This window comes from Hydrogenophaga sp. (genome assembly GCF_051858985.1).
GTDB lineage: Bacteria > Pseudomonadota > Gammaproteobacteria > Burkholderiales > Burkholderiaceae_C > Hydrogenophaga.
The window spans coordinates 76,412-100,972 of the sequence record NZ_JBHYGM010000002.1 but is presented as its reverse complement, the minus strand read 5'-3'; the positions used below and the strand labels follow the sequence as shown (position 1 = coordinate 100,972).

20 protein-coding genes are annotated in these 24,561 nt (G+C 65.2%); 14 read left to right on the top strand and 6 right to left on the bottom strand.

Features of this window, described 5'->3' with window-relative positions; genetic code table 11:
- Window positions 1-26 precede the first annotated feature (26 nt).
- From gyrA to lapB, 9 genes are all read left to right on the top strand, one after another.
- The gene (gene gyrA / locus ACTIEY_RS06865) at window positions 27-2,684 is read left to right on the top strand and encodes a DNA gyrase subunit A (protein WP_439518373.1); all 2,658 of its coding nucleotides are present in this window, start codon (window positions 27-29) and stop codon (window positions 2,682-2,684) included.
- On the top strand, window positions 2,681-3,790 hold the full coding sequence (serC, locus tag ACTIEY_RS06860) for a 3-phosphoserine/phosphohydroxythreonine transaminase (RefSeq protein WP_439518372.1): 1,110 nt from the start codon (window positions 2,681-2,683) through the stop codon (window positions 3,788-3,790). Before gyrA ends, serC begins: the two co-directional genes overlap by 4 nt.
- Before the next feature lie 5 nt (window positions 3,791-3,795).
- Window positions 3,796-4,893, top strand: coding sequence for a prephenate dehydratase (pheA, locus tag ACTIEY_RS06855; RefSeq protein ID WP_439518371.1), 1,098 nt, complete (start codon window positions 3,796-3,798; stop codon window positions 4,891-4,893).
- Window positions 4,893-5,771 (top strand): prephenate dehydrogenase, encoded by an 879-nt coding sequence (locus ACTIEY_RS06850; RefSeq protein WP_439519417.1) that lies wholly within the window; start codon window positions 4,893-4,895, stop codon window positions 5,769-5,771. The genes pheA and ACTIEY_RS06850 overlap by 1 nt, the downstream gene beginning before the upstream one ends.
- A 35-nt stretch (window positions 5,772-5,806) precedes the next feature.
- A complete protein-coding gene (locus ACTIEY_RS06845) occupies window positions 5,807-7,858 on the top strand; it encodes a bifunctional 3-phosphoshikimate 1-carboxyvinyltransferase/cytidylate kinase (protein WP_439518370.1) in 2,052 nt (683 codons plus the stop codon).
- A gap of 178 nt (window positions 7,859-8,036) precedes the next feature.
- Complete coding sequence (rpsA, locus tag ACTIEY_RS06840; RefSeq protein WP_439518369.1) at window positions 8,037-9,719, top strand: 30S ribosomal protein S1; 1,683 nt, start codon at window positions 8,037-8,039, stop codon at window positions 9,717-9,719.
- 99 nt (window positions 9,720-9,818) lie between these two features.
- Window positions 9,819-10,139 (top strand): integration host factor subunit beta, encoded by a 321-nt coding sequence (locus ACTIEY_RS06835; RefSeq protein WP_086124302.1) that lies wholly within the window; start codon window positions 9,819-9,821, stop codon window positions 10,137-10,139.
- Window positions 10,140-10,194: 55 nt separating this feature from the next.
- On the top strand, window positions 10,195-10,503 hold the full coding sequence (locus tag ACTIEY_RS06830; protein ID WP_439518368.1) for a lipopolysaccharide assembly protein LapA domain-containing protein: 309 nt from the start codon (window positions 10,195-10,197) through the stop codon (window positions 10,501-10,503).
- Window positions 10,493-11,638 carry a lipopolysaccharide assembly protein LapB gene (lapB, locus tag ACTIEY_RS06825; protein ID WP_439518367.1) on the top strand — a complete coding sequence of 382 codons (1,146 nt, stop codon included), beginning with the start codon at window positions 10,493-10,495 and terminating at the stop codon, window positions 11,636-11,638. The genes ACTIEY_RS06830 and lapB overlap by 11 nt, the downstream gene beginning before the upstream one ends.
- Here lapB and ACTIEY_RS06820 read toward each other — a convergent pair whose 3' ends face one another.
- From ACTIEY_RS06820 to ACTIEY_RS06795, 6 genes are all read right to left on the bottom strand, one after another.
- Window positions 11,639-15,268: a hydantoinase B/oxoprolinase family protein gene (locus tag ACTIEY_RS06820; RefSeq protein ID WP_439518366.1), complete on the bottom strand. Its 3,630-nt coding sequence runs from the start codon at window positions 15,266-15,268 to the stop codon at window positions 11,639-11,641. It lies immediately after the preceding gene.
- Window positions 15,269-15,306: 38 nt separating this feature from the next.
- On the bottom strand, window positions 15,307-16,605 hold the full coding sequence (locus ACTIEY_RS06815; protein WP_439518365.1) for a TRAP transporter large permease: 1,299 nt from the start codon (window positions 16,603-16,605) through the stop codon (window positions 15,307-15,309).
- Window positions 16,606-16,624: 19 nt separating this feature from the next.
- Window positions 16,625-17,134, bottom strand: a complete 510-nt coding sequence (locus tag ACTIEY_RS06810; RefSeq protein ID WP_439518364.1) for a TRAP transporter small permease — start codon at window positions 17,132-17,134, stop codon at window positions 16,625-16,627.
- Between the two features lie 79 nt (window positions 17,135-17,213).
- Window positions 17,214-18,179, bottom strand: a complete 966-nt coding sequence (locus ACTIEY_RS06805) for a TRAP transporter substrate-binding protein (RefSeq protein WP_439518363.1) — start codon at window positions 18,177-18,179, stop codon at window positions 17,214-17,216.
- Between the two features lie 14 nt (window positions 18,180-18,193).
- Window positions 18,194-18,985, bottom strand: a complete 792-nt coding sequence (locus ACTIEY_RS06800; RefSeq protein WP_439519416.1) for a putative hydro-lyase — start codon at window positions 18,983-18,985, stop codon at window positions 18,194-18,196.
- Window positions 18,986-19,094: 109 nt separating this feature from the next.
- Complete coding sequence (locus ACTIEY_RS06795) at window positions 19,095-20,030, bottom strand: LysR family transcriptional regulator (protein WP_439518362.1); 936 nt, start codon at window positions 20,028-20,030, stop codon at window positions 19,095-19,097.
- A gap of 94 nt (window positions 20,031-20,124) precedes the next feature.
- Here ACTIEY_RS06795 and ACTIEY_RS06790 point away from each other — a divergent pair, with 94 nt between their 5' ends.
- The 5 genes from ACTIEY_RS06790 (at window position 20,125) to crcB (ending at window position 24,560) form a co-directional block, all read left to right on the top strand.
- Complete coding sequence (locus tag ACTIEY_RS06790; protein ID WP_439518361.1) at window positions 20,125-21,090, top strand: TRAP transporter substrate-binding protein; 966 nt, start codon at window positions 20,125-20,127, stop codon at window positions 21,088-21,090.
- Between the two features lie 113 nt (window positions 21,091-21,203).
- A complete protein-coding gene (locus tag ACTIEY_RS06785; protein WP_439518360.1) occupies window positions 21,204-21,707 on the top strand; it encodes a TRAP transporter small permease in 504 nt (167 codons plus the stop codon).
- A complete protein-coding gene (locus ACTIEY_RS06780) occupies window positions 21,700-22,995 on the top strand; it encodes a TRAP transporter large permease (protein ID WP_439518359.1) in 1,296 nt (431 codons plus the stop codon). The genes ACTIEY_RS06785 and ACTIEY_RS06780 overlap by 8 nt, the downstream gene beginning before the upstream one ends.
- A gap of 76 nt (window positions 22,996-23,071) precedes the next feature.
- Window positions 23,072-24,067 carry a recombination-associated protein RdgC gene (locus ACTIEY_RS06775; protein WP_439518358.1) on the top strand — a complete coding sequence of 332 codons (996 nt, stop codon included), beginning with the start codon at window positions 23,072-23,074 and terminating at the stop codon, window positions 24,065-24,067.
- A 109-nt stretch (window positions 24,068-24,176) separates the two neighbouring features.
- A complete protein-coding gene (gene crcB, locus ACTIEY_RS06770) occupies window positions 24,177-24,560 on the top strand; it encodes a fluoride efflux transporter CrcB (RefSeq protein ID WP_439518357.1) in 384 nt (127 codons plus the stop codon).
- Window position 24,561: the final 1 nt, after the last annotated feature.

Genomic DNA, 24,561 nt, shown 5'->3' with positions numbered 1-24,561 from the left:
CCTCCACCGCACTCAAGCCACCGCACATGACACAGTTCGCCAAAGAGACCTTGCCCATCAGTCTTGAAGAGGAGATGCGGCGCAGTTACCTCGACTATGCGATGAGTGTGATTGTGGGCCGGGCACTGCCCGATGCCCGAGACGGCCTCAAGCCGGTGCACCGGCGTGTGCTGTTCGCGATGCACGAACTCAACAACGACTGGAACCGACCCTACAAGAAGTCGGCCCGTATCGTGGGTGACGTGATCGGTAAATACCACCCCCATGGCGATAGCGCGGTCTACGACACCATCGTTCGCATGGCCCAGGACTTCTCCCTGCGGCACATGCTTGTGGACGGGCAAGGCAATTTCGGCTCGGTCGACGGCGACAACGCCGCGGCGATGCGTTACACCGAAATTCGCCTGTCGAAGATCTCGCACGAGATGCTCGCGGACATTGACAAGGAAACGGTCAATTTCGGCCCCAATTACGACGGCTCGGAAAAAGAGCCTCTGGTTCTGCCTTCGCGCCTGCCGAATCTGCTGGTCAACGGGTCGGCGGGCATTGCGGTGGGCATGGCGACCAACATACCGCCTCACAACCTGAATGAGGTGGTGGATGCTTGTCTCCATCTGTTGAAGAACCCGCAGGCTTCGATCGATGAATTGATGGAAATCATTCCCGCTCCCGATTTCCCCACGGCGGGCATCATTTACGGCATCAACGGTGTGAAGGACGGCTACCGCACGGGACGCGGGCGGGTCGTGATGCGGGCCAAGTGCCATTTCGAGGACATCGATCGTGGCCAGCGCCAGTCCATCATCGTTGACGAACTGCCCTACCAGGTCAACAAGAAGACGCTGCAGGAACGCATCGCCGAACTGGTTCACGAGAAGAAGATCGAGGGCATCAGCCACATCCAGGACGAGTCCGACAAATCGGGCATGCGCCTGGTGATCGAACTCAAGCGGGGTGAAGTGCCGGAAGTGGTGCTGAACAACCTGTACAAGCAGACGCAGTTGCAGGACACCTTCGGTATCAACATGGTGGCGCTGGTCGATGGCCAGCCACGTCTTTGCAACCTGAAGGACCTGATCCAGGTCTTCCTCGAGCACCGCCGTGAAGTGGTGACGCGCCGCACCGTGTTCAACCTGCGCAAGGCGCGCGAGCGTGGCCACGTGCTCGAAGGTCTGGCGGTGGCGCTGGCCAACATCGATGAGTTCATTCGCATCATCCGCGAGTCGCCCACACCTCCGGTGGCCAAAGCGGAACTGATGGCTCGCCCCTGGGACAGTCAGCTGGTACGGGAAATGCTCACCCGCACCCGCGCCGATGGCGGCGTGATCAACGCCGACGACTACCGGCCCGAAGGCCTGGAGCGTGAATTCGGCATGGGCGGCGACGGCCTGTATCGCTTGTCGGAGACGCAGGCACAGGAAATCCTGCAGATGCGTCTGCAGCGCCTGACCGGTCTGGAGCAGGACAAGATCGTGGCGGAGTACAAGGACGTCATGGGTGAGATCGACGATCTGCTGGACATCCTTTCCCGGCCCGAGCGGGTCTCCACCATCATTGGCGACGAACTCACCGTCGTGAAACAGGAATTCGGCCAGACCAAGCTGGGCGCACGGCGCAGCGAGATCGAGCACAACGCGCAGGACCTGGCCACCGAAGACCTGATCACACCCACTGACATGGTGGTCACGCTCAGCCACAGCGGATACATCAAGAGCCAGCCACTGTCAGAGTACCGGGCGCAGAAGCGCGGTGGTCGCGGCAAGCAGGCCACTGCCACCAAGGAAGACGACTGGATCGACCAGCTCTTCATCGCCAACACGCACGACTACATCCTGTGTTTCTCCAACCGCGGCCGCCTGTACTGGCTCAAGGTGTGGGAAGTGCCGGCGGGTTCGCGTGGATCGCGCGGCCGACCCATCGTCAACATGTTCCCGCTGCAGGAAGGCGAGAAGATCAACGTGGTGTTGCCGCTCACGGGCGAGATGCGCAGCTTCCCGTCGGATCGCTATGTGTTCATGGCGACCTCCATGGGCACGGTCAAGAAGACGGCGCTTGACGAGTTCAGCAACCCGCGCAAGGCCGGCATCATTGCGGTTGACCTCGACGAGGGCGACTTCCTCATTGGCGCAGCGCTGACGGATGGCCAGCATGACGTGATGCTGTTCAGCGACGGCGGCAAGGCGGTGCGGTTCGATGAGAACGACGTTCGCCCCATGGGCCGAAACGCGCGCGGCGTACGAGGCATGCTGATCGAAGACACGCAGAGTGTGATTGCCATGCTGGTGGCCGAAGACGAGCAGCAGAGCGTGCTCACCGCCACGATCAACGGCTATGGCAAGCGCACGCCCATCACCGAATACACCCGCCATGGCCGGGGCACCAAGGGCATGATCGCGATCCAGCAAAGCGAGCGCAATGGCAAGGTGGTGGCCGCCACGCTGGTGCACACCGACGACGAGATCATGCTGATCACCGACAAAGGAGTTCTGGTGCGCACGCGCGTCTCCGAGATCCGGGAGATGGGCCGAGCCACACAGGGTGTGACGCTCATTGCACTGGACGAGGGCTCTGAACTCTCGGGTCTGCAGCGCATTGTGGAGAACGACGCCAACATGCCCGACGGGGGCGAAACCGGAGAGGCCGGCGAAGCTGGCGAAGCCGATGAGCCGGGCATCGAGCCGTGACACCACGGCCATACAACTTCTCCGCCGGCCCGGCGGCCATGCCGGCTGAAGTGCTGCAACACGCAGCCGGCGAGATGCTGGACTGGCAAGGCAGCGGCATGAGCGTCATGGAGATGAGCCATCGCGGGCAGGAGTTCGGCAGGATTCTTGAAGCGGCTGAATCCGATCTGCGCGAACTGCTCGCGGTGCCCGACCACTTCCGCATCCTCTTCATGCAGGGCGGTGGCCTTGCTGAAAACGCCATCGTGCCCCTGAACCTGTCGCGCGGCGCCGCTGTGGACTTCGTGATCACCGGCAGCTGGAGCCTGAAGTCGCTGAAGGAAGCGCGCCGGTATGCGCAGGCACGCGTGGCCGCCAGCAATGAAGCCGATGGCCACACCAGCCTGCCGGAACCTCGCACGTGGCAGATCAGCGAGGCGCCAAGTTACGTTCACCTCTGCAGCAATGAAACCATCAATGGCATCGAGGTGCACGAACTGCCTGACCTGAAGTCGCTCGGCTGCAACGCACCGCTGGTCATCGATTTTTCATCGCACGTGGCCTCGCGTCCGGTGGACTGGACGCGGGTCGGCCTGGCCTTCGGCGGCGCCCAGAAGAATCTCGGGCCGGCCGGTCTCACGCTGGTGGTCGTGCGTGAAGACCTCATCGGCCACGCGCTGCCGATCTGCCCGAGCGCGTTCGACTACAAGACAGTGGCCGACAACCGCTCCATGTACAACACACCGCCGACATATGCGATCTACATGGCGGGCCTCACTTTTCAGTGGCTCAAGCGACAGGTCGAAGGCAAGCACCAGGGCGTGGCGGCGATGGAGGCGCGCAACATGGCCAAAGCCGCCCTGCTCTACGACTTCATCGACCAATCGCCGTTCTACGAGAACAAGGTCGCGCCCAGTTGCCGCTCGCGCATGAACGTGCCCTTTTTCCTGCGCGACGAGTCGCGCAACGAAGCTTTTCTCTCGGGGGCCAAGGCCGCTGGCCTTCTTCAGCTCAAGGGCCACAAATCGGTGGGGGGCATGCGCGCCAGCCTCTACAACGCGATGCCCCTGGACGGCGTGCAGGCGCTGGTGAACTACATGCGGCACTTTGAAATGACACAGGCCTGAACACGATGACCCAACCCACTCAGTCGGATGCCCTCGCGGGCCTGCGCGTGCAGATCGACGCGCTGGACCAGCAACTTCTCAGTCTGCTCAACCAGCGCGCGCACGTGGCCGAGCAGGTTGGCGACATCAAGCGCCAGGAGGGCTCGCCGTTCTTCCGCCCGGACCGTGTGGCCCAGGTGATCGAAAAGATCCAGGGCGCCAATCAGGGGCCATTGCTCAACCAGCACGTGGCCTCGATCTGGCGCGAGATCATGTCAGCCTGCCTGGCCCTTGAAGCGCCGCAACGCGTGGCTGTGCTCGGCCCTCAGGGCACCTTCTGCGAACAAGCCGCCATCGAGTTCTTCGGCAGCGCGGCCAACCTGATCTATTGCGCCAACTTCGACGAGGTGTTCCACGCCACCGCCGCTGGCACCGCCCAGTTCGGCGTGGTGGGCATGGAGAACTCGACCGAAGGCGTGGTGGCGCGCTCGCTGGACCTGTTCCTGCGCTCGCCCGTGCACGTGGTGGGCGAGGTCAGCCTGCTGGTTCGCCACAACCTGCTGCGGCAGGTCAACGAACTGGATGGCATCGAGGTCGTCATGGCGCATCCACAAGCGCTGGCCCAGTGCCAGAACTGGCTGTCGCAACATCTGCCCAACGCCGAGCGACGTGCAGTTTCCAGCAACGCCGAAGGAGCTCGCCTGGCGGCCACCAACCCCACCTGGGCGGGTCTGGCCAGCGAACGGGCTGCGGCCCAGTTCGGGCTGCACATCGTTGCGCACGCCATTCAGGACGAGGCCTACAACCGCACGCGGTTCGCGGTGATCACCCTGCCCCAGACGCTGGCCATGCCGCCGGCTTCCGGACGCGATTGCACCAGCTTGGTGGTGTCCGTTCCCAACCGTCCCGGCGCGGTGCACGACCTGCTGGTGCCGCTGAAGAACAACGGGGTGTCCATGACGCGCTTCGAATCGCGCCCGGCGAAGTCCGGGCAGTGGGAGTACTACTTCTACATCGACATTGCCGGCCACCCCTCGCAACCGCACGTGGCCGCCGCTCTACAAGAACTTCAGGGTCTGTGCGCTTTCTACAAGGTGCTGGGCGCATACCCGGTGAACGAATGATGTTTGAACAACTCGGCCTGATCGGCTGCGGCATGATGGGCGGATCCTTTGCGCTGGCACTCAAGCGCGCGGGCCTCGTCAAACGCGTCGTGGGCTACAGCAAGTCGCCTTCCACCACCGAACGCGCGCGCCAGTTCGGCGTGATCGATGTGGAAGCGCCCTCTGCGCTGCTCGCCGTCTCTGGCGCCGATCTGGTGCTGCTGGCAGTGCCGGTGGCTGCCACCGAAGCCACCTTCAAGGCCATTCGCCATCTGGTGCGGGGCGACGTGCTGATCATGGACGTGGGCTCGACCAAGCGCGAAGTCATCGACGCCGCGCGCCGCGTGCTGCGCGACCAGGTGGGTGTGTTCGTGCCGGCACACCCGATCGCGGGCAAGGAGGTGGCCGGGGTGGAGCACGCCGATGCGGACCTCTACCACGGTCGCCAGGTCATCCTCACGCCCATCGAGCGCACGCTCCCGCCGCAACTGGAAAAGGCCCATCAGCTCTGGACCGCGCTCGGCTGCCAGGTCAAGCAGATGACGCCCGAAGCGCACGACGCGGCCTACGCCGCCGTGAGCCACCTGCCCCATCTGGTGGCGTTTGCGCTGATGAACGCCATCCAGGGCCAGGCCTCAGGCCAGGATTTCCTTACGCTCGCGGGCCCCGGCTTTCGCGATTTCACGCGCATCGCCGCGAGCGACCCTTCCGTCTGGCGCGACATCCTCATGTCCAACCGCGAAGAACTTCTGGCGCAGTCGCGCCATTTCCAGCGCGCCCTTCATGCGCTGGAAACGGCCATCAACGCCGACAACCCCGATGCCCTCGAAGCCCTGATCGAGCAAGCCAGCAGCGCCCGCGCGCGCTGGCGCATGACCGCCATCAAGCCTCGCAGCTGAGCGCCGCCCCTGGCGACGGCTTCCCTCATTCGCGCATGTACTCCATCGACCACCTCGACATCCCGCCGCTTTGCAGTGCCGGTGGCCGCGTTCGCCTGCCAGGCTCCAAAAGCATCTCCAACCGCGTGCTGCTGCTCGCTGCACTGAGCACGGGGCACACCGATGTGCTGGACCTCCTCGATTCTGACGACACGCGCGTCATGCTCGAAGCGCTCGCTCAACTGGGTTGCCGCATCGAGCCCCTCGCGCATGGCGGCCTGCGCGTGCACGGACTCGGCGGGGAGTTGCCGGTGAGCGAAGCGGGTCTGTTTCTGGGCAATGCCGGCACAGCCATGCGCCCGCTGAGCGCCTCGCTCGCGCTGCTGGCCGCACGCCACGGCGGTTCCTTCGAACTCAAGGGCGTGGCCCGCATGCACGAGCGCCCCATCGGCGATCTCGTGGACGCGCTGCGCCAGCTCGGTTGCCCGGTGCAGTGCTTGGCACGGGAAGGCTATCCGCCCCTGCGGCTGGGCGACGGAGCCAAGCATCGGCTGAATCTGGACGAGCCCATCCGCGTGCGCGGCGATGTCTCCAGCCAGTTCCTGACCGCACTTCTGCTGGCATTGCCACTGGTCTCCCAAACGGATGACATCGTCATTGAAGTGGTGGGCGAACTCATCTCCCGCCCCTACATCGAGATCACCCTCAACCTGCTGGAGCGCTTTGGCGTGCGCGTCCAGCGTGATGGCTGGCAACGTTTCACCATCCCCGCTGGCAGCCGCTACCAGTCGCCCGGCCAGATCGCCGTGGAGGCCGACGCCTCGTCTGCCAGCTACTTCATCGCTCTCGGCGCGCTCGCGCCTGCCACGAAGGACACAGACGGCATCACCATCGAGGGTGTGGGCCTTGCATCCATCCAGGGCGACATCCGGTTCGTCGAGGCGGCACGCCTCATGGGCGCCGACATCTCGGGCGAGGCCAACCGTCTCCACATCCGGCGCGGCGCCTGGCCGCTGAAGGCCATCGACCTGGATTGCAACCACATCCCGGACGCCGCCATGACGCTGGCGGTGATGGCCTTGTACGCCCAGGGCACGACCACACTGCGCAACATCGCGAGCTGGCGCGTGAAGGAAACCGACCGCATCGCTGCCATGGCCAACGAATGCCACAAGCTCGGCGCCACGGTGGAGGAAGGCGCTGACTACATCCGCATCACACCGCCATCCAGCCCTGCGGACTGGCGCACGCAGCCCATCCACACCTACGACGACCACCGCGTGGCCATGTGCTTCTCGCTGGCCGCTTTCAATCCTGCGAGCCTGCCAATCCGAATCGAAGACCCCAAGTGCGTGGGAAAGACCTTCCCCGACTTTTTCGAGACCCTGTTTGACGTGTGCCAGGCCAGAACTCGCCACATACCGGTCATCTGTGTGGACGGGCCAAGCGCTTCGGGCAAAGGCACGTTGTCGGCCGAAGTGGCCGACCGCCTGGGATACCACCTCCTCGACTCGGGCGTGCTGTACCGGCTGGTGGGTCTGGCGGCGGCCAGCGCCGGGCTGTCCACATCGGACGACGCCATCAGAAACCCCGATCTGGCCAGGCGCCTGGGTGAACTGGCGGCCGGGCTGGATGTGCGGTTCGAGCACCAGCGCACCCTGCTGGACGGGGAGGACGTCACCGATGCCGTGCGGTCCGAAGGCGCCGGTATGGCTGCCTCGCGGGTGTCGTCTGTTCAGGCGGTGCGCGACGCCCTTCTGGGCCTGCAACATGGCTTTCGACGTCTCCCCGGCCTGGTGGCCGACGGCCGTGACATGGGCACCGTGATCTTTCCCGACGCCCCCCTCAAGGTGTTTCTGACGGCTTCGGCCGAACAACGCGCCGAACGGCGCCATAAGCAGTTGATTTCAAAGGGAATTGCTGCTAACATCGACAGTCTTTTGGCGGACCTGCGGGCGCGCGATCAACGGGATGCCTCCCGGTTGCATGCACCCCTCAAGCCCGCAGAAGATGCCTTGCAACTGGACAACTCCGGGCTGGACATCGAGCAATCGGTGCAGCAGGTGCTGACATGGTGGCAAGGCAGGACGGTGTTTTCAGGCTCCTGAAGACATCACATTGGTCCAGAAGGCACCGCCGGGCGTTCCCAGCCCGCATGCCGGAAGGTTGTTTCACTTAACCCCGCGGCGTTTCACGCTGCAATGTCAACACCGTTCAAGCGCCGCATCCGTTCCAGCCGCTCACCCGTGGTTGTTGCACCGACGCCGAATGGTTTTAGGAAATTCAATGTCTGAATCTTTTGCCGCCCTGTTCGAAGAGTCCCTCAAACGCGCTGAAATGCGCTCGGGCGAAGTCATCACCGCCGAGGTCGTTCGCATCGAACACAGCCACGTGGTGGTCAACGCCGGTCTGAAGTCGGAAGCCTATGTGCCGCTGGCCGAATTCAAGAACGACCAGGGTGAACTCGAAGTGCAGGTGGGCGACTTCGTGGCGGTTGCCATCGACTCCGTCGAAAACGGTTTCGGCGACACGCTGCTCTCGCGCGACAAGGCCAAGCGCCTCGCGTCCTGGATGTCCCTCGAGAAAGCCCTCGAGTCCGGTGAATTCGTCACCGGCACGACCTCCAGCAAGGTCAAGGGTGGCCTCAAGGTCATGGTCAACGGCATCAGCGCCTTCCTGCCGGGCTCGCTGGTCGACAGCCGTCCCACCAAGGACCTGACCCCGTACGAAAACAAGACCCTGGAATTCAAGGTCATCAAGCTCGACCGCAAGCGCAACAACGTGGTGCTGAGCCGCCGCGCCGTGGTGGAAGCCTCGATGGGCGAAGAGCGCGCCAAGCTGATGGACACGCTGAAGGAAGGCGCCATCGTGCACGGCGTGGTCAAGAACATCACCGAGTACGGTGCGTTCGTCGACCTCGGCGGCATCGACGGCCTGCTCCACATCACCGACATGGCATGGCGCCGCGTCCGTCACCCGAGCGAAGTGGTCACGGCGGGCCAGGAAATCACCGCCAAGATCCTCAAGTTCGACACCGAGAAGCACCGCGTCTCGCTGGGCCTGAAGCAGATGGGCGACGACCCATGGATGGGCGTTTCGCGCCGCTACCCGCAGGGCACGCGCATGTTCGGCAAGATCACCAACATCGCCGACTACGGCGCGTTCGTGGAACTCGAGCCGGGCATCGAAGGTCTGGTGCACGTCTCCGAAATGGACTGGACCAACAAGAACGTGGCGCCGAGCAAGCTGGTGTCGCTGGGCGACGAAGTCGAAGTCATGGTGCTCGACATCGACGAAGACAAGCGCCGCATCTCGCTGGGCATGAAGCAGTGCCGTGCCAATCCCTGGCACGAGTTTGCTGAGGCCACCAAGCGTGGTGACCGCGTCAAGGGCCCGATCAAGTCGATCACCGACTTCGGCGTGTTCGTGGGTCTGGCTGCCGGCATCGACGGCCTGGTGCACCTGTCCGACCTGTCGTGGAACGAAACCGGCGAAGCCGCCGTGCGCAACTACAAGAAGGGCCAGGAAGTCGAAGCCATCGTGCTGGCCATCGACGTGGAGCGCGAGCGCATTTCCCTGGGCATCAAACAGCTCGACGGCGACCCGTTCACGACCTTCGTGTCGGTGAACGACAAGGGTTCCATCGTCACCGGCAAGGTGAAGACCGTGGACGCCAAGGGCGCCGAGATCGACCTGGGTGAAGACGTGCTGGGCTACCTGCGCGCCAGCGAAATCAGCCGCGACCGCGTGGAAGACGCGCGCAACGTGCTGAAGGAAGGCGACGAAGTCACCACCGTGGTGGTGAACATCGACCGCAAGACGCGCAACATCCAGTTGTCCATCAAGGCCAAGGATGCCGCCGACCAGCAGGAGGCCATGGCCAGCCTGAGCCAGCAGTCTTCCCGCGAGAACGCTGGCACGACCAGCCTGGGCGCCCTGCTGCGCGCCAAGCTGGACAACAACGGCTGATCGGAGCCATCGGGCGCCCGGCGAAGGGCGTCGAGCGGGGAGACCCCTGCTTGACGCTTCTTCGACCGGCGGCCGATACCCACGCGCTGCCCCCCAGACATGACACGCTCCGACCTCGTTGAAGCCCTTGCCAGCCGCTTCGGCCAGCTCACGCACCGTGACGCCGAATTCGCGGTGAAGGCCATCCTGGACGCCATGGGCGATGCCCTGGTGAAGGGACACCGGATCGAGATCCGGGGCTTTGGCAGTTTCTCTGTCAATCGACGCTCACCTCGCATCGGCCGCAATCCCCGTTCGGGCGAAAGCGTGATGATCCCGGAGAAGCGCGTGCCCCACTTCAAACCGGGCAAGGCCCTGCGCGAACAGGTGGATGCCAAGACCGCCGAGATCCTGGGACGCGACCCCGCCAAGCCGGAGTGACGACGCTGCGGTGGCGACCTGATCGCTACAATCGCCCCACCACAAAGGGGACGACGTGAAATACCTGATGTGGCTGCTCAACGCAGCCATTTTTTTTGTGCTGTTCGCCTTCGCACTGAACAACCAGGAAAGCGTGACGCTGCACCTGTTCTTCGGCGCGAGCTGGCAGGCGCCGCTGGTGCTGGTGATCCTGGTGGCGCTGGTGGCGGGCGTCTTTCTCGGTGTGGCCGTGATGCTTCCGCTGTGGCTGCGCGCCAAGAAGGTGCGACGCCAGGCTGCCACCAACTCCGTGCTGGCCAGCACGGCCTTTGACGCAGATTCCACGCTGCTCCCCGACCCGAACGACCGCCGGCATGGACTTTGATTTCACCTGGCTGCTGTGGGGCCTGCCGCTGGCCTTTGCCATGGGCTGGGCCGCGTCCCGGCTGGACTTGCGCCAATGGCGGATGGAAAGCCGCCAGGCGCCCAAGGCGTACTTCCGCGGGTTGAATCACCTGCTCAACGAGCAGCAGGACCAGGCCATCGACGCGTTCATCGAGGCGGTGCAGGGCGACCCCGACACCGCTGAACTGCACTTTGCACTGGGGAACCTGTTTCGCCGGCGCGGCGACTACGACCGCGCGGTGCGCGTGCACGAGCATCTGCTTTCCCGCGCAGACATCAGCCGCAAGGACCGCGATCGCGCCCAGCACGCGCTCGCGCTGGATTTTCTGAAGGCGGGCCTGCTGGATCGGGCCGAAGCCGCACTGCACAAGCTTGAGGGATCGGCCTTTGAAGGCGAAGCGCTGCTTGCGCTGCTGGGCATCTACGAACGCTCGCGGGACTGGCCACGGGCAAAGGAGATCGCTCAGAAACTGGAAGAAGCCGAACAGGGCAGCTTCTCGGGCCGGCTGTCGCACTACCTTTGCGAAGAGGCCGAACTGGCCCAGCGCGGCGGCGACCAGGCCAGAGCGATCGAACTGCTCGAGGAGGCGGTGAGACGGGCGCCGCAGCTTGCGCGCGGATGGATGGCGCTCTCGGCCCAGAAGTCCCTGCGAGGCGACGCCCCGGGTGCTTTCGAGGCGTTGCGCAAACTGCACAAGCATGCGCCACAAGGCATGCCGCTCGCGGCCGCTGCGCTGGCCGATCTCGCCCGCCAGACTGGTCAACAGGCCGAGGCGATCCGGCTGCTGGAGGAAGCCCAGTCGCGCGCACCTTCCATCGACATCACCGAAGCCCTGGCCGGCCTGAGCGCCAGCCCCGCCAACATGCGGGGGCATTACCTGGATCATCTCGCGCGCGAGCCGTCGCTGGTGATCACCACCCAATGGCTGGCGGGTGAAACGTTGTCGGACCCTGTGGCTCAAGAGCGCGTGAAGCTCTCGCTGGAACAAGCCAGCGCGCCACTGCGGCGCTACCGCTGCGCCGCCTGCGGCTTCGAAGCACGCCAGCATTTCTGGCAGTGTCCGGGATGCCAGGCCTGGGACAGCTACCCGGCGCGGCGCGTAGAAGAGCTCTGACTACGCCTCGCCATATCCACCACCGCCTGGTGTGTGGATTTCGAAGATGTCGCCGGGCTTCATCTCGGCCTGGCCGATGTGGGCCAGCTCCTCCACCGAGCCATCGACCCGCACCACCCGGTTGATACCCACCTGCCCAGCATGTCCGCCGGCCATCCCGAAGGCGCCGTGCAGTCGTCCGTTGGAAAGGATGCTGGCCGTCATGTCTTCGAGGAAGCGCACGCGGCGCACGCCGCCGTGTCCACCTTGCCACCGCCCCGCACCACCGGAGTCCTCCCGGATCTCGTAGCTCTCCAGCCGGACGGGGAACCGGAACTCGAGCACCTCGGGGTCGGTGAGGCGGGAGTTGGTCATGTGGGTCTGCACCACGCTCGTGCCGTCGAAGCCCTCGCCTGCACCGCTGCCGCCCGAGATGGTCTCGTAGTACTGGTGCGCTGCGTTGCCGAAGGTGAAGTTGTTCATGGTGCACTGGCTCGCCGCCATCACGCCCAACGCGCCGTACAGCGCATTCGTGATGCAGCTGGAGGTTTCCACATTGCCCGCCACCACCGAGGCCGGCGGATTCGGGTTGAGCATGGAGCCCGGAGGGATGATCACCTTCAAGGGCTTGAGGCAACCCGCGTTGAGCGGTATGTCGTCGTTCACCAGCGTGCGGAACACGTAGAGCACGGCCGCCATGCACACCGCGGTGGGCGCGTTGAAGTTGTTGAGCTGCTGTGCCGACGTGCCGGTGAAGTCGATCTCGGCGCTGCGCTGCTCGGTGTTGACGCGCACAGCCACCTGGATCTGCGCGCCGTTGTCCAGCGGCAGGGTGTAGTGCCCGTCCTTCAACCGGGTGATGACGCGGCGCACCGACTCTTCGGCGTTGTCCTGCACGTGGCGCATGTAGGCCTGCACCACGTCCAGCCCGAACTGCTCGACCATCTTGCGCAGTTCCTGGACGCCCTTTTCGTTGGCCGCGATCTGCGCCTTGAGGTCGGCCATGTTCTGCTGTGGATTGCGCGACGGGTATTCGCCGCTCTGCAGCAGGGCCACCATCTCGGCCTCGCGCAGCACACCGCGGTCCACCAGCTTCACGTTGTTGATCTGCACGCCCTCCTCCTCGATGCGCGTGGAGAACGGTGGCATGGAGCCTGGTGTGGCGCCGCCGATGTCGGCGTGGTGGCCACGGCTGCCCACATAGAACAGCGGCTTGTCCGGGCCGGCCGAGCCCAGGTACACCGGCGTGATCACGGTCACATCGGGCAGATGCGTGCCGCCGTGGTACGGGTCGTTGAGGACATACACGTCGCCCGGCTGCATGCGGCCTGAGTTCTCGCGGATCACCGTCTTGATGCTCTCGCCCATGGAGCCCAGGTGCACCGGCATGTGCGGCGCGTTGGCAATCAGGTTGCCTTCGGCATCGAACAGGGCGCAGGAGAAATCCAGCCGTTCCTTGATGTTCACGGAATAGGCGGTGTTCTGCAGTTGCAGGCCCATCTGCTCGGCGATGTTCATGAAGAGGTTGTTGAACACCTCCAGCAACACCGGATCCACCGTGGTGCCCACCGCATACGCGGTGGTGCGGGGAATGCGGCGGTCCAGCACGAGGTGATCGAGCGCCGTGAGCACGGCTTCCCACCCCGGTTCCACCACGGTGGTGGCGTTCTTCTCGGCAATGATCGCCGGCCCGGGGATCACATCGCCCGGCCGCAGGTCCTCGCGCACCACCAGCGCGGCGTCGAACCACTGGCCACCCGAGTACATGCGCACCGTCTCGCGGCGCGGCACTTCGCGGGGCTCGTGCGTGTCGTGCCGTGGCTCATGCGGCGCATCGCCCGCCACCACCGCTTCCACCGACACCGCCTCCACCACGAGCCTCTTGCCCTGCATCAGGAAGGCGAAGCGCTGGCGGTAGGCGGCCTCGAATCCGGCCTGCACGGTGGCAAGGTCGCCAAACGGCACCACCAGCGCGGCATCGCTGCCCTCGTAGCGCACGTGAACGCGCCGATGCACCTGCACCGCCCCGGCGTTCACCTGCTGGCTGCCCAGCTCGGCCTGTGCGGTGGCGGCCAGCGCATCGAGCTTGTCCACCACCGTGGGCAGCGATTCGGCCACCAGCGGGAGTTCGACCGCCTGCTCACGGATCACGTTCTGATCGGCCAGGCCCATGCCGTAGGCGCTGAGCACGCCGGCCAGCGGATGCACGAACACGCGCGTCATGCCCAGCGCATCGGCCACCAGGCACGCGTGCTGCCCGCCGGCTCCGCCAAAGCACTGCAAGGTGTAGCGCGTCACGTCGTAGCCGCGCGCCACCGAGATCTTCTTGATGGCGTTGGCCATCTGCTGCACGGCGATGTTGATGAAGCCTTCGGCCACTTCTTCGGCCTGGCGGCCGGTCTGCTGCGCGAGTTCACCGAACTTTGCCTTCACCGCGTCGAGGCTGAGCGATTCGTTGGCCTGCGGACCGAACACCTTCGGGAAATGCTGCGGCTGGATCTTGCCGGTCATCACATTGGCATCGGTCACCGCCAACGGCCCACCGCGCCGGTAGCTGGCCGGCCCCGGGTTGGCTCCGGCGCTTTCTGGTCCGACGCGGAAACGCGCGCCATCGAACGCCAGAATGGAACCGCCGCCCGCAGCCACGGTGTGGATGCTCATCATGGGCGCGCGCATGCGCACGCCCGCCACCTGCGTCTCGAACTCGCGCTCGAACTCTCCCGCGAAGTGCGACACGTCGGTGGAGGTGCCGCCCATGTCGAAGCCGATCACCTTCACCGAACCGCCCTTGGCGGCGGCGTCTGAAAACGCCAGTTGCGCGGTGCGCGCCATGCCGACGATGCCGCCGGCCGGGCCGGAAAGAATGGCGTCCTTGCCCTGGAAGGCGTGCGCATCGGTCAGCCCGCCGGAGGACTGCATGAAGAACAGCTTGACGCCCGGCATCTCGCTGGCCACCTGTTCCACATAGCGGCGCAGGATCGGCGAAAGGTAGGCATCGACCACCGTGGTATCGCCCCGGCTGACGAACTTCATCATCGGGCTGGTCTCGTGCGAAGTGCTCACCTGGGTGAAGCCGACATCGCGAGCGATGCGGGCCGCGGCGGCTTCGTGCGCGGTGAAGCGGTAGCCGTGCATGAAGACAATGGCCACGCTGCGCAAGCCCCTCGCGTGGGCGGCCTGAAGATCGGTCCGCAACGCCATCTCATCCAGCGGCTGCAGCACGTCGCCCTGCGCGCCCAGGCGCTCCTGCGCTTCAATGACGTCGCTGTACAGCAGCTCGGGCAACACGATGCGCCGGTCGAACAGGCGCGGCCGGTTCTGGTAAGCAATGCGCAACGCGTCGCGGAACCCTCGCGTGGTCACGAGCAGGGTGCGTTCGCCCTTGCGTTCAAGCAGTGCGTTGGTGGCCACGGTGGTGCCCATCTTCACGCACTCCACCTGCTCGGGCGTCACCGGCTCGCCGGCCTTGAGGCCCAGCAGGTGGCGGATGCCGGCCACGGCCGCATCGCGGTATTGCTCGGGGTTCTCCGAGAGCAGTTTGTGGGTGACGAGAACACCATCTGGCCGCTTGGCCACGATGTCGGTGAAGGTGCCGCCGCGGTCGATCCAGAACTGCCAGCGGCTGCCCAGCGGAGAAGTCTTGTCTTGCATGGTGAGGGACTTTAACGTTGATTGACGCGGCAGGCCGTTCAGCCCTGCATGTGCCTTGGGAGCCACAGCACCACGTCGGGCACGAAGTAGGTGATGAGCACAGCCACCATCATGAGGAAGAAAAGAGGCAGCGCGGTGCGCGCGATCCAGGTGACCTCGCGCCGGGTGAGCCCCTGAATGACGAACAGATTGAAGCCCACCGGGGGCGTGATCTGCGCCATCTCCACGACCAGCACGATGAAGATGCCGAACCAGATGAGGTCGAAACCGGCGGCCTCCACGGTCGGCAGCAGCACCGCAATGGTGAGCACCACCATCGAGATGCCGTCGAGGAAACAGCCCAGCACGATGAAGAACACCACCAGCAGCAGCATCAACGCAAACGGGGACAGCTGCAGCGCGCCGATGAATTCGGCGAGATGACGCGGCAGGCCGATGAAACCCATGGCCAGCGTGAGGAAGGCCGCGCCGGCCAGGATGAGACCGATCATGCAGTAGATGCGACAGGCCGACACCAGTCCTTCCTTGAAACGCGTCCAGTTCAGGGAGCCTTCCACCTTGGCCAGCAGCAGCGCTCCGCCCACGCCCAGCGCGGCCGCCTCGGTGGCGGTGGCGATGCCGCTGTAGATGCCACCCAGCACCAGGCCGATCAGCGACACCACCGGAATCAGGTGGCGCGAAGCGTGCAGCTTCTGCACGAACGTGGTCGGCGCGTCCGCCGCAGGGACCTTGTCCTTGTTCAGCAGCGCCCAAACCATGATGTAGCCCATGAACAGCACCGCCAGCATCAGACCGGGCAGCACGCCCGCCAGGAACAGCTTGGCGATCGACACATTGGCCGCCACGCCGTACACGATCATGATGATCGAGGGAGGAATGAGCAGCCCGAGCGTGCCCGCGCCGGCCAGCGTTCCAATCGCAATGTCGTCCGGGTAGCCGCGTTTCTTGAGTTCGGGCAGGGTGATCTTGCCGATGGTCGCGCAGGTGGCGGCCGACGAACCCGAGATGGCCGCGAAGATCGTGCAGCCCACCACGTTGGTGTGCAAGAGGCGCCCGGGCAGCCGGTCCAGCCACGGCGCGAGGCCCTTGAACATGTCGTCCGAGAGTTTGCTGCGGAACAGGATCTCACCCATCCACAGGAACAGCGGCAGCGCAGTGAGCGTCCAGCTCGATGTCGCCCCCCAGATCGTGAGCATCATGCTGTCGCCCACCGGTCGCGAGGTGAACAGCTCCATGCCGATGTAGGCCACACCCAGCAGCGAGAGGCCGATCCAGAGGCCCGAGCCCAGCAGAATGAAGAGCAGCGCCATCAAGGCAACAGCGATCAGGACATCCATGGCGTTTCCTGGAAAGTGGTCATTCGGTGCGCCCGGCTTCGGCGCCGGACGCGATGAACTGCCGGCCGTTCCAGCGCATGAGCAAGGCCTGCGCGAACGCCAGCGCAAACCCGGCACATCCGAGCACCATGCCGATCTGGGGGATCCAAAGCGGCGTGGCATCGGCCCCGGACGACACGTCGTGCGTGGTCCACGACACCCAGGCCAGTCGCACGGCGTACCAGGCCAGTGCCAGCGCGATCGCCAGCCCGAGCAGAAGGCAGGTCCATTCCAGCACCGCACGCGCCGTCGCCGGCAGGCGGTCCAGCACCAGCGTCACGCGGATGTGCTCACCCTGCCGAAGCGTGGACGGCAGGGCCAGGAACAGGGAGCACGCGATGGCGTAGCCGGCATAGGCGTCCAGGCCCGGAATGTCCCACTGCACCTCGCGCGCCACCACACCGAGCAGCACCGTGCAGAACGCGGCCACCATCGACAGGCAGGAGAGGAACAGCAGGCCCTGGTAGAAAGTCGAGACGAGTCGAGCCACCGCACGCTCCTGGTTCGATTGAAAGGGTCGGGAGGGAAGAGGCGTGGCGGATGCAGTCACCCGCCACGGGCCGGCGCGCTCAGCGGCTGCGGAAGGCGTCGACGATGGCCTGGCCCTCGGGCCCGGCGGTCTTGATCCAGTCGGCCGTCATGGCATCGCCAATCGCCGCCAGTTCTTTCTTGATGCTGTCCGAGGGTGCCGCGATCGTCATGCCCTTGGCCCCGAGTTCCTTGATGAACTCGCCATCCAGCCGTTCGCTGGTGACCCAGCCGCGCTGCTCGGCAGCGGCAGCGGCCTTGAGCACGGCGTCCTGCGTGGGCTTGTCCAGGGCGTCGAACGCCTTCTGGCTCACCACCGTGGCATTGCGCGGCAGCCAGGCGCTCACGGGATAGAAATACTTCACCTGCTCGTGCAGCTTGCTCTCCACCCCGCTGGCGCTGGACGTCAGGAAGTTCTGCACGCCGCCCGTGGCCAGCGCCTGTGGCAGTTCGGCGAGTTGAATGGTGACCGGCTGCGCCTTGAGCAACTGCGCGATGCGGGTGGTGGCGGGGTTGTACGCGCGCATCTTGGTGCCTGCCAGATCGGCCGGGCTGTTCACCGGCTTGATCGAATACAGCGACTGGCCGGGCCACGGCACGCTGAAGAGCACCTTCATGCCCTGCGAGGCCAGCAGCTTGTCCTGCGCCGGCTTGGCGGCTTCATACAGCCGGCGCGCTGCGCTGTAGCTGGTGGCGAGGAAAGGAATCGAGTCCACGCCGAACAGGGGGTTTTCGTTGGCCGCGCCCGAGAGGATGAATTCCGCCGCCGGCACCTGCCCGGTCTGCACGGCGCGCTTGATCTCGTTGGCCTTGTAGAGCGAACCACCGGGGTGCAGCGTGATCTTGAGCTTGCCGCCCGTGGCCTGGTCCACCTCGTTGGCGAACTGCTGCACGTTCTGCGTCTGGAAGCTGTTGGCCGAATATCCCGTGGGCAGATCCCATTTGGTCTGGGCCGAGGCGGCACAGGCAAACGCGACGGCGGAGAGGCAGAACATCATCTTTTTCATCGGTGGCTCCTGGTTCAGAAACTGGCTAGCTGGTGGTTGAGAAGGTCGGTGATCAGCATCGCGCCGGGGGCGTGGGTGATGCAGAACTCGGGGCGGGCCTGCTGGATCGCGGCCTGCGGCGTCACGCCACAGGCCCAGAACACGGGCAGTTCATCGGGCATCACCTCCACCGCATCCCCGTAGTCGGGACGGGCCAGGTCGGCAATGCCGATCAGCGCCGGATCGCCGATGTGCACCGGCGCTCCATGCACGTTGGGAAAGCGCGAGGTGACCTGCACGGCGCGAATGACTGCGGCCGCGCGCAGCGGGCGCATGGTCACCACCAGCGGACCGCTGAAGGGGCCGGCCGCATCGGTGGGGATGCTGGTGCGGTACATCGCCACGTTGCGCCCCTGCTCCACATGGCGCAGCGGCAGGCCGGCCTCCATGAGGGCCTGCTCGAAGGAAAACGAGCAGCCGATGACGAAGGTGACCAGGTCGTCGCGCCACAGCGGCGCAATGTCGGTGGGCTCGTCGATCAGTTCGCCGTGGCGCCAGACGCGGTAGCGCGGCACGTCGGTGCGGATGTCGATGTCGGCCCCCAGCGAAGGCAGGCTGAACTCGCCCGGTTCGGACACCGCCAGCAACGGGCAAGGCTTGGGGTTGCGCTGGCAATAGCGAAGAAAGTCGCCCGCCAGCGTCTGGGGCAGGATCACCACGTTGCCCTGCACGTGCTCGTCGGCCAGGCCGCTGGTGTGTGAAGTCCAATGGCCCTGGCGGATGCGCTCACGCGCCTTGCCTGCGCTTTCGCGCGCCGCCTGTGCCATGTCCGAAACTGAATCCACCGCAACTCCTCATGAATCCGCATGTCACCGTGATGACGTTGGGCGGATTGTGGAGTGCGGGTGTGTTCAGTTCAAATTCAAAATATTTCGCTTAGCTCATCGATTTTTTCGATGCTCTGGAACGGGGCGCTGCGCGCCCCGATGGTGCACGAAGCGACTCGACAAAGGTCAGCGCGGACTTCACCACCGTCTCCACCGCGTCGGTGGTGGGGTCGGTCCGGTAGCTGGCGTGGATCGGCAGCGGCTGAAGCGCAGTGTCGCAGGCCAGGGCGCGCAGGTCCGGGTAGTTCTGCATGCGGCGCACCGCATGGAGCGGCAAGGTCGCCACGCCAAAGCCGCCCTGCACCAGTTGCACCATGGCCGAAATCGACGAGATGGTGTGCACCCGCCCCGGCTCCAGGCCCGCATGGCGGTACAGGTCGAGCAAGGCCACATGCGGGTGCGAGCCGCGCTGGAAGGTGAGCAGCTCCATGGCAGCCAGGTCCTCCAGGCTGTAGCGGCGCTTGCGGTGGCGAGCCGCGTGCCCCATGAACACCATCTCCATCGATGGCAGGCTGCGGCTGCGCACGCCATCGGCCGCCGCCGGCAGCGCGGCGAACACCAGGTCCTGCGTGCCACGCTGTACCTGCTCCACGAGGATCGGCGTGGTCTCCACCGTGAGCTCCAGGGCCAGGCCCGGATGCTCGGCACGCAATTTCTCGATCCAGGGAATGAGCCAGGAATGCAGCACCGATTCGATGGCGCCGATGCGCAGCGAGACCGCCAGCGGCGCTCCCCGACCCATCTCGGACTTGGCCTCGCGCTGCAGTTCCAGCAGGCGTTGTGCGTACGTGAAGAAGCGCGTGCCGGCCACCGTCAGGCGAAACTGCTTGTCGCGCCGGTCGAGCAGCAGCACGCCCAGTTCCTCTTCCAGTGCAGCGATGCGACTGGACATGGCGGATTGCGTGAGGTAGAGCTTTTCCGCGGCGCGCGTGACGCTCTTGAGCGAGGCCACCCAGTAGAAGGCTTCGACGAATCGCAGGTTCATCGCCTCATCCCCGGGGAAAACACCCTGATACCTGGCCCACTATTTGCATTTATGCTGTGACTCCTCTTCATCCAACCATTGTCCCGGAGAAACCATGAAGCACCAATTCGGTTTGATCGCTGCTGCGCTCGTCCTGAGCACCGCCGCCCACGCCCAGACCAAGTGGGACCTGCCCGCGGCCTACCCCGCCACCAATTTCCATTCCGTCAACCTCGCCACCTTCGCGGCCGACGTGAACAAGGCCACTGGCGGCAAGCTGCAGATCACCGTGCACCCGGGCGCTTCGTTGTTCAAGGCGCCCGAGATCAAGCGCGCTGTGCAGGGTGGACAAGCGCAAGCTGGCGAGATCCTGCTCGCGGCCTACCAGAACGAATGGCAGATGTTCGGTGCGGACGGCCTGCCCTTCCTGGCCACCAGTTACGACCAGTCGATGAAGCTCTACAAGGCGCAGAAGCCGATCCTGGAGAAGAAGCTCGCCGAGCAGGGCATGCAGCTGCTCTACACGGTGGCCTGGCCACCCCAGGGCATCTACAGCAAGAAGCCGGTGGCCAGCGCCGCCGACCTCAAGGGCAGCAAGTGGCGCGCCTACAGCCCGGCCACCTCGCGCATCGCCGAACTGGTGGGCGCGCAGCCGGTCACCGTGCAGGCCGCTGAACTCTCGCAGGCCCTGGCCACCGGCGCCGTGGAAGCCAACATGACCTCGGGCGCCACCGGTGTGGACAGCAAGCTCTACGAACACCTGAAGTTCTATTACGACGTGCAGGCCTGGCTGCCCAAGAACGCCGTCATCGTCAACAAGAAAGCATTCGATGCGCTCGACAAGCCCACGCAGGACGCCCTGCTGAAGGCCGCTGCTGAAGCCGAGACGCGCGGCTGGGCTGCATCGCAGAAGGTGAACACCGACACGCTGGCGATCCTCAAGACCAACGGCATGGCGGTGGAGCCGCCTTCGGCCGCACTCAAGGCCGACATGCAGAAGGTCGGCGAAACCATGGTCAAGGAATGGCTTGATAAAGCCGGCCCTGAAGGCCAGGCCATGCTCGACGCGTACAAAAAATAGTCCCCCCGCCGCGCATCGCGCGACCCCCTCAAGGGGGCGGCGCCTGCGGCCCGGCAAAGCCGGTTCCGCGGCGCCACTGGGTCGGGTTGGTCAGTACGCCTCGAAAGTCTCGAATGCGCAAGACGCTTGATTTCCTCTACACCGGCGCGGCCTGGCTGGCCGCGCTTTTCATGATCGGCGTGCTGGTCATGGTGCTGCTGTCCATGCTGGGCCGCGCACTCCAGTTCTATGTGCCCGGCACCGACGCTTACGCGGGCTACGCCATGGCGGGCGCCGGGTTCCTCGCGCTGGCGCACACGCTCAAGAGCGGCGAACACATCCGCGTCACGCTGATCATCGGCAAGCTCACGGGCGGCGCGCGGCGCGGCCTGGAGCTGTGGTCGCTGTCGGTGGCGGTGGTGCTCGCGGGTCTGCTCGCGGTCTACGCCTGGCGGCTGGCCTGGCAGTCGCACCAGTTCCACGACATCTCCACCTCGGCCGACGCCACGCCGCTGTGGATTCCCCAGATCCTCATGGGCGTGGGCACCACCGTGCTGCTGGTGGCACTGGTCGACGAATGGGTGCTGGAGCTGCGGCGCAAGCGCTCGCATGACAGTGTGGAGACGCGCCATGAATGAAGTGGTCGTCACCACCCTGCTCATCGTCTCGCTGTTCGTGCTGCTGGGCAGTGGCGTGTGGATCGGGCTCACGCTCGCGGGCGTGGCCTGGATCGGCATGGAGCTTTTTTCGTCGCGGCCTGCGGGCGATGCCATGGCCATCACCATCTGGGGATCGGCCAGCAGCTGGACGCTCACCGCGCTGCCGCTGTTCGTGTGGATGGGCGAGATCCTGTTCCGCACCAAGCTCTCGGAGAGCATGTTCCGGGGTCTGGCGCCGTGGGTGAATGCCTTGCCCGGCCGGCTGCTGCACACCAACATCCTGGGAAGCACCATCTTTGCGGCGGTGTCGGGCTCGTCGGCAGCCACCTGCGCCACCATCGGCAAGATGAGCATTCCCGAGCTCACCAAGCGCGGCTACCCACCCGACAAGATCGTGGGTTCACTGGGTGGCGCCAGCACGCTGGGCCTGTTGATCCCGCCGTCGATCATCATGATCGTCTACGGCGTGGCGGCCGAGGTCTCGATCGCCAAGCTCTTTGTCGCTGGCGTACTGCCGGGCCTGATGCTGGCCGCGCTGTTCAGTGGTCACTTGATGGTCTGGGCGCTGCTCAACCCCAGCAAGGTGCCACTCAGCGACACGCGCATGAGCTTCATGCAGAAGCTGAGCGAATCGCGCCACCTGATTCCCGTGATCCTGCTCATCGGCGGTGTGATCGGGACCATCTACACCGGCATTGCGACCGCCACCGAGGCGGCGGCCGTGGGTGTGGTGGGCGCGCTCATCCTGTCGGCCGCCCAGGGTTCGCTGAACTGGACCACCTTCCGAGATTCGCTGATGGGGGCCACGCGGCTCTACTGCATGATCGCGCTCATCCTGGCCGGCGCGGCGTTTCTCACGCTGGCCATGGGCTACATCGGGCTGCCGCGTCACCTCGCCGAGTTCGTCACTGGGTTGAATCTCACCCCGGGCGTGCTGCTGCTGGCGCTCGCGCTGTTCTACATCGTGCTCGGTTGTTTCCTCGACGGCATCTCCATGATCGTGCTGACCATGGGCGTGATCCTGCCCACTGTCACGGCGGCCGGCATCGACCTGATCTGGTTCGGCATCTTCGTCGTGATCGTGGTGGAGATGGCGCAGATCACGCCGCCGGTGGGCTTCAACCTGTTTGTGCTGCAAGGCATGACGAAGCGAGAGATCACCTGGATCGCACGCGTGTGCATGCCCTACTTTTTCATCATGGTCCTGGCGCTCCTGCTGCTCTGGTGGTTTCCGCAGATCGTGAACTGGCTGCCATCGAGGATGTAGGCCAACGCCATCCTCTAAGATAGGCAGGCCCTGCACCCAATCCGGGTGCAGGGTTTGTTTTTTTGAAGGTATTGACGTGTTCAAGAATGTGACGATCTACCGCATCGCGCCCGGCTGGGCAGCGACGCTGGAATCGATGGAGAGTGCGCTGGATGCGGCGCGTTTCGTGCCCTGCGGAGCGACGCAGGACAAGTCGGTGGGCTGGATGGAACCACGCGGCGAGGCCCACGGCCCGCTGGTGGAATCGGTGGCCGGGCAGCGCATCCTCAAGCTGATGATCGAGACCAAGGGCGTGCCCGGGTCGGTGGTGCGCAAGAAGGCCCAGGAAGCGGCAGACCACATCGAGGCCACCACCGGCCGCAAGCCCGGCAAGAAGGAAACCAAAGCACTGCGCGAAGACGCGCTGCTCGCCCTGCTGCCACAAGCCTTCGAGCGGCAATCGTCTGCCTGGGTCTGGATCGATCCGGAGAACGGCTGGCTGGTCACCGACGCCAGCAGCCAGGGCAAGCTCGACGAAGTCGTCACCGCCCTCGTCCGCGCCTTCGACGGCCTGGCCATCACGCTCTTGCAGACGGCGGTGACGCCGCAGACCGCCATGACGCAGTGGCTCTCGGCCACCACCCCCGACGAATGGCCCGGCGGTTTCGCGGTGGAGCGCGAATGCGAGCTCAAGTCCGCTGACGAAGAAAAGTCGGCCGTGAAGTTCACCCGACACAACCTGGCCACGGACGAGGTGCGCAAACACATCACCGAAGGCAAACTGCCCACGCGCCTGGCCATGAGCTGGGAAGGCCGCATCGGCTTCATGCTCACCGAGTCGCTGCAACTCAAGAAGATCGCTTTCCTGGAAGGCGTGTTCGAGGACCGCGGCAGCGAGGACGAGAACGGCTTCGATGCCGATGTGGCGCTGTCCACCGGCGAACTGCAGAAATTGCTGCCGGAATTGCTGGAAGCGCTGGGTGGCGAGATGGCGTTTGGCGCAGCGCCTGCAGATGCAACCGAGACCGTCGCGCCGGCCGCAGCACGCGAAGCCGTCACCGCCGACGCGGACGATGAAGGATCCCCCTTCTGAAAACCAACCCCGTTCGGGCTGAGCCTGTCGAAGCCCCTCCACGACACCTCCAGAACCCTTCGACAAGCTCAGGGCGAACGGCAAGTGGATGGGCTACACCATAAACTCCATGCACAGCGTGATCGCCATCTCCCTCGGTGCCGTGCTCGGCGCCCTGGCCCGCTGGCGCCTGGGGCTGTGGTTGAACCACGGCGGAGCGATCCTGCCCTGGGGCACGCTGGCGGCCAACTGGATCGGCGCCTACGCCATCGGCGTGGCGGTGGTGTTCTTCCAGAGCCAGACCCAGATCGACCCGGCCTGGCGGCTGGCCATCATCACCGGGTTCCTCGGCGCCCTCACCACGTTCTCCACCTTCTCGGTGGAAGTCATGTCCATGCTGCAACACGGCCGGGTGATGCTCGCCATGGGCACGGCCGCCCTGCACCTGTTCGGCTCGCTGCTGCTCACCTGGCTGGGGATGCGCACCGCGGCCATCTGGTTCACCCCCGCCTAGG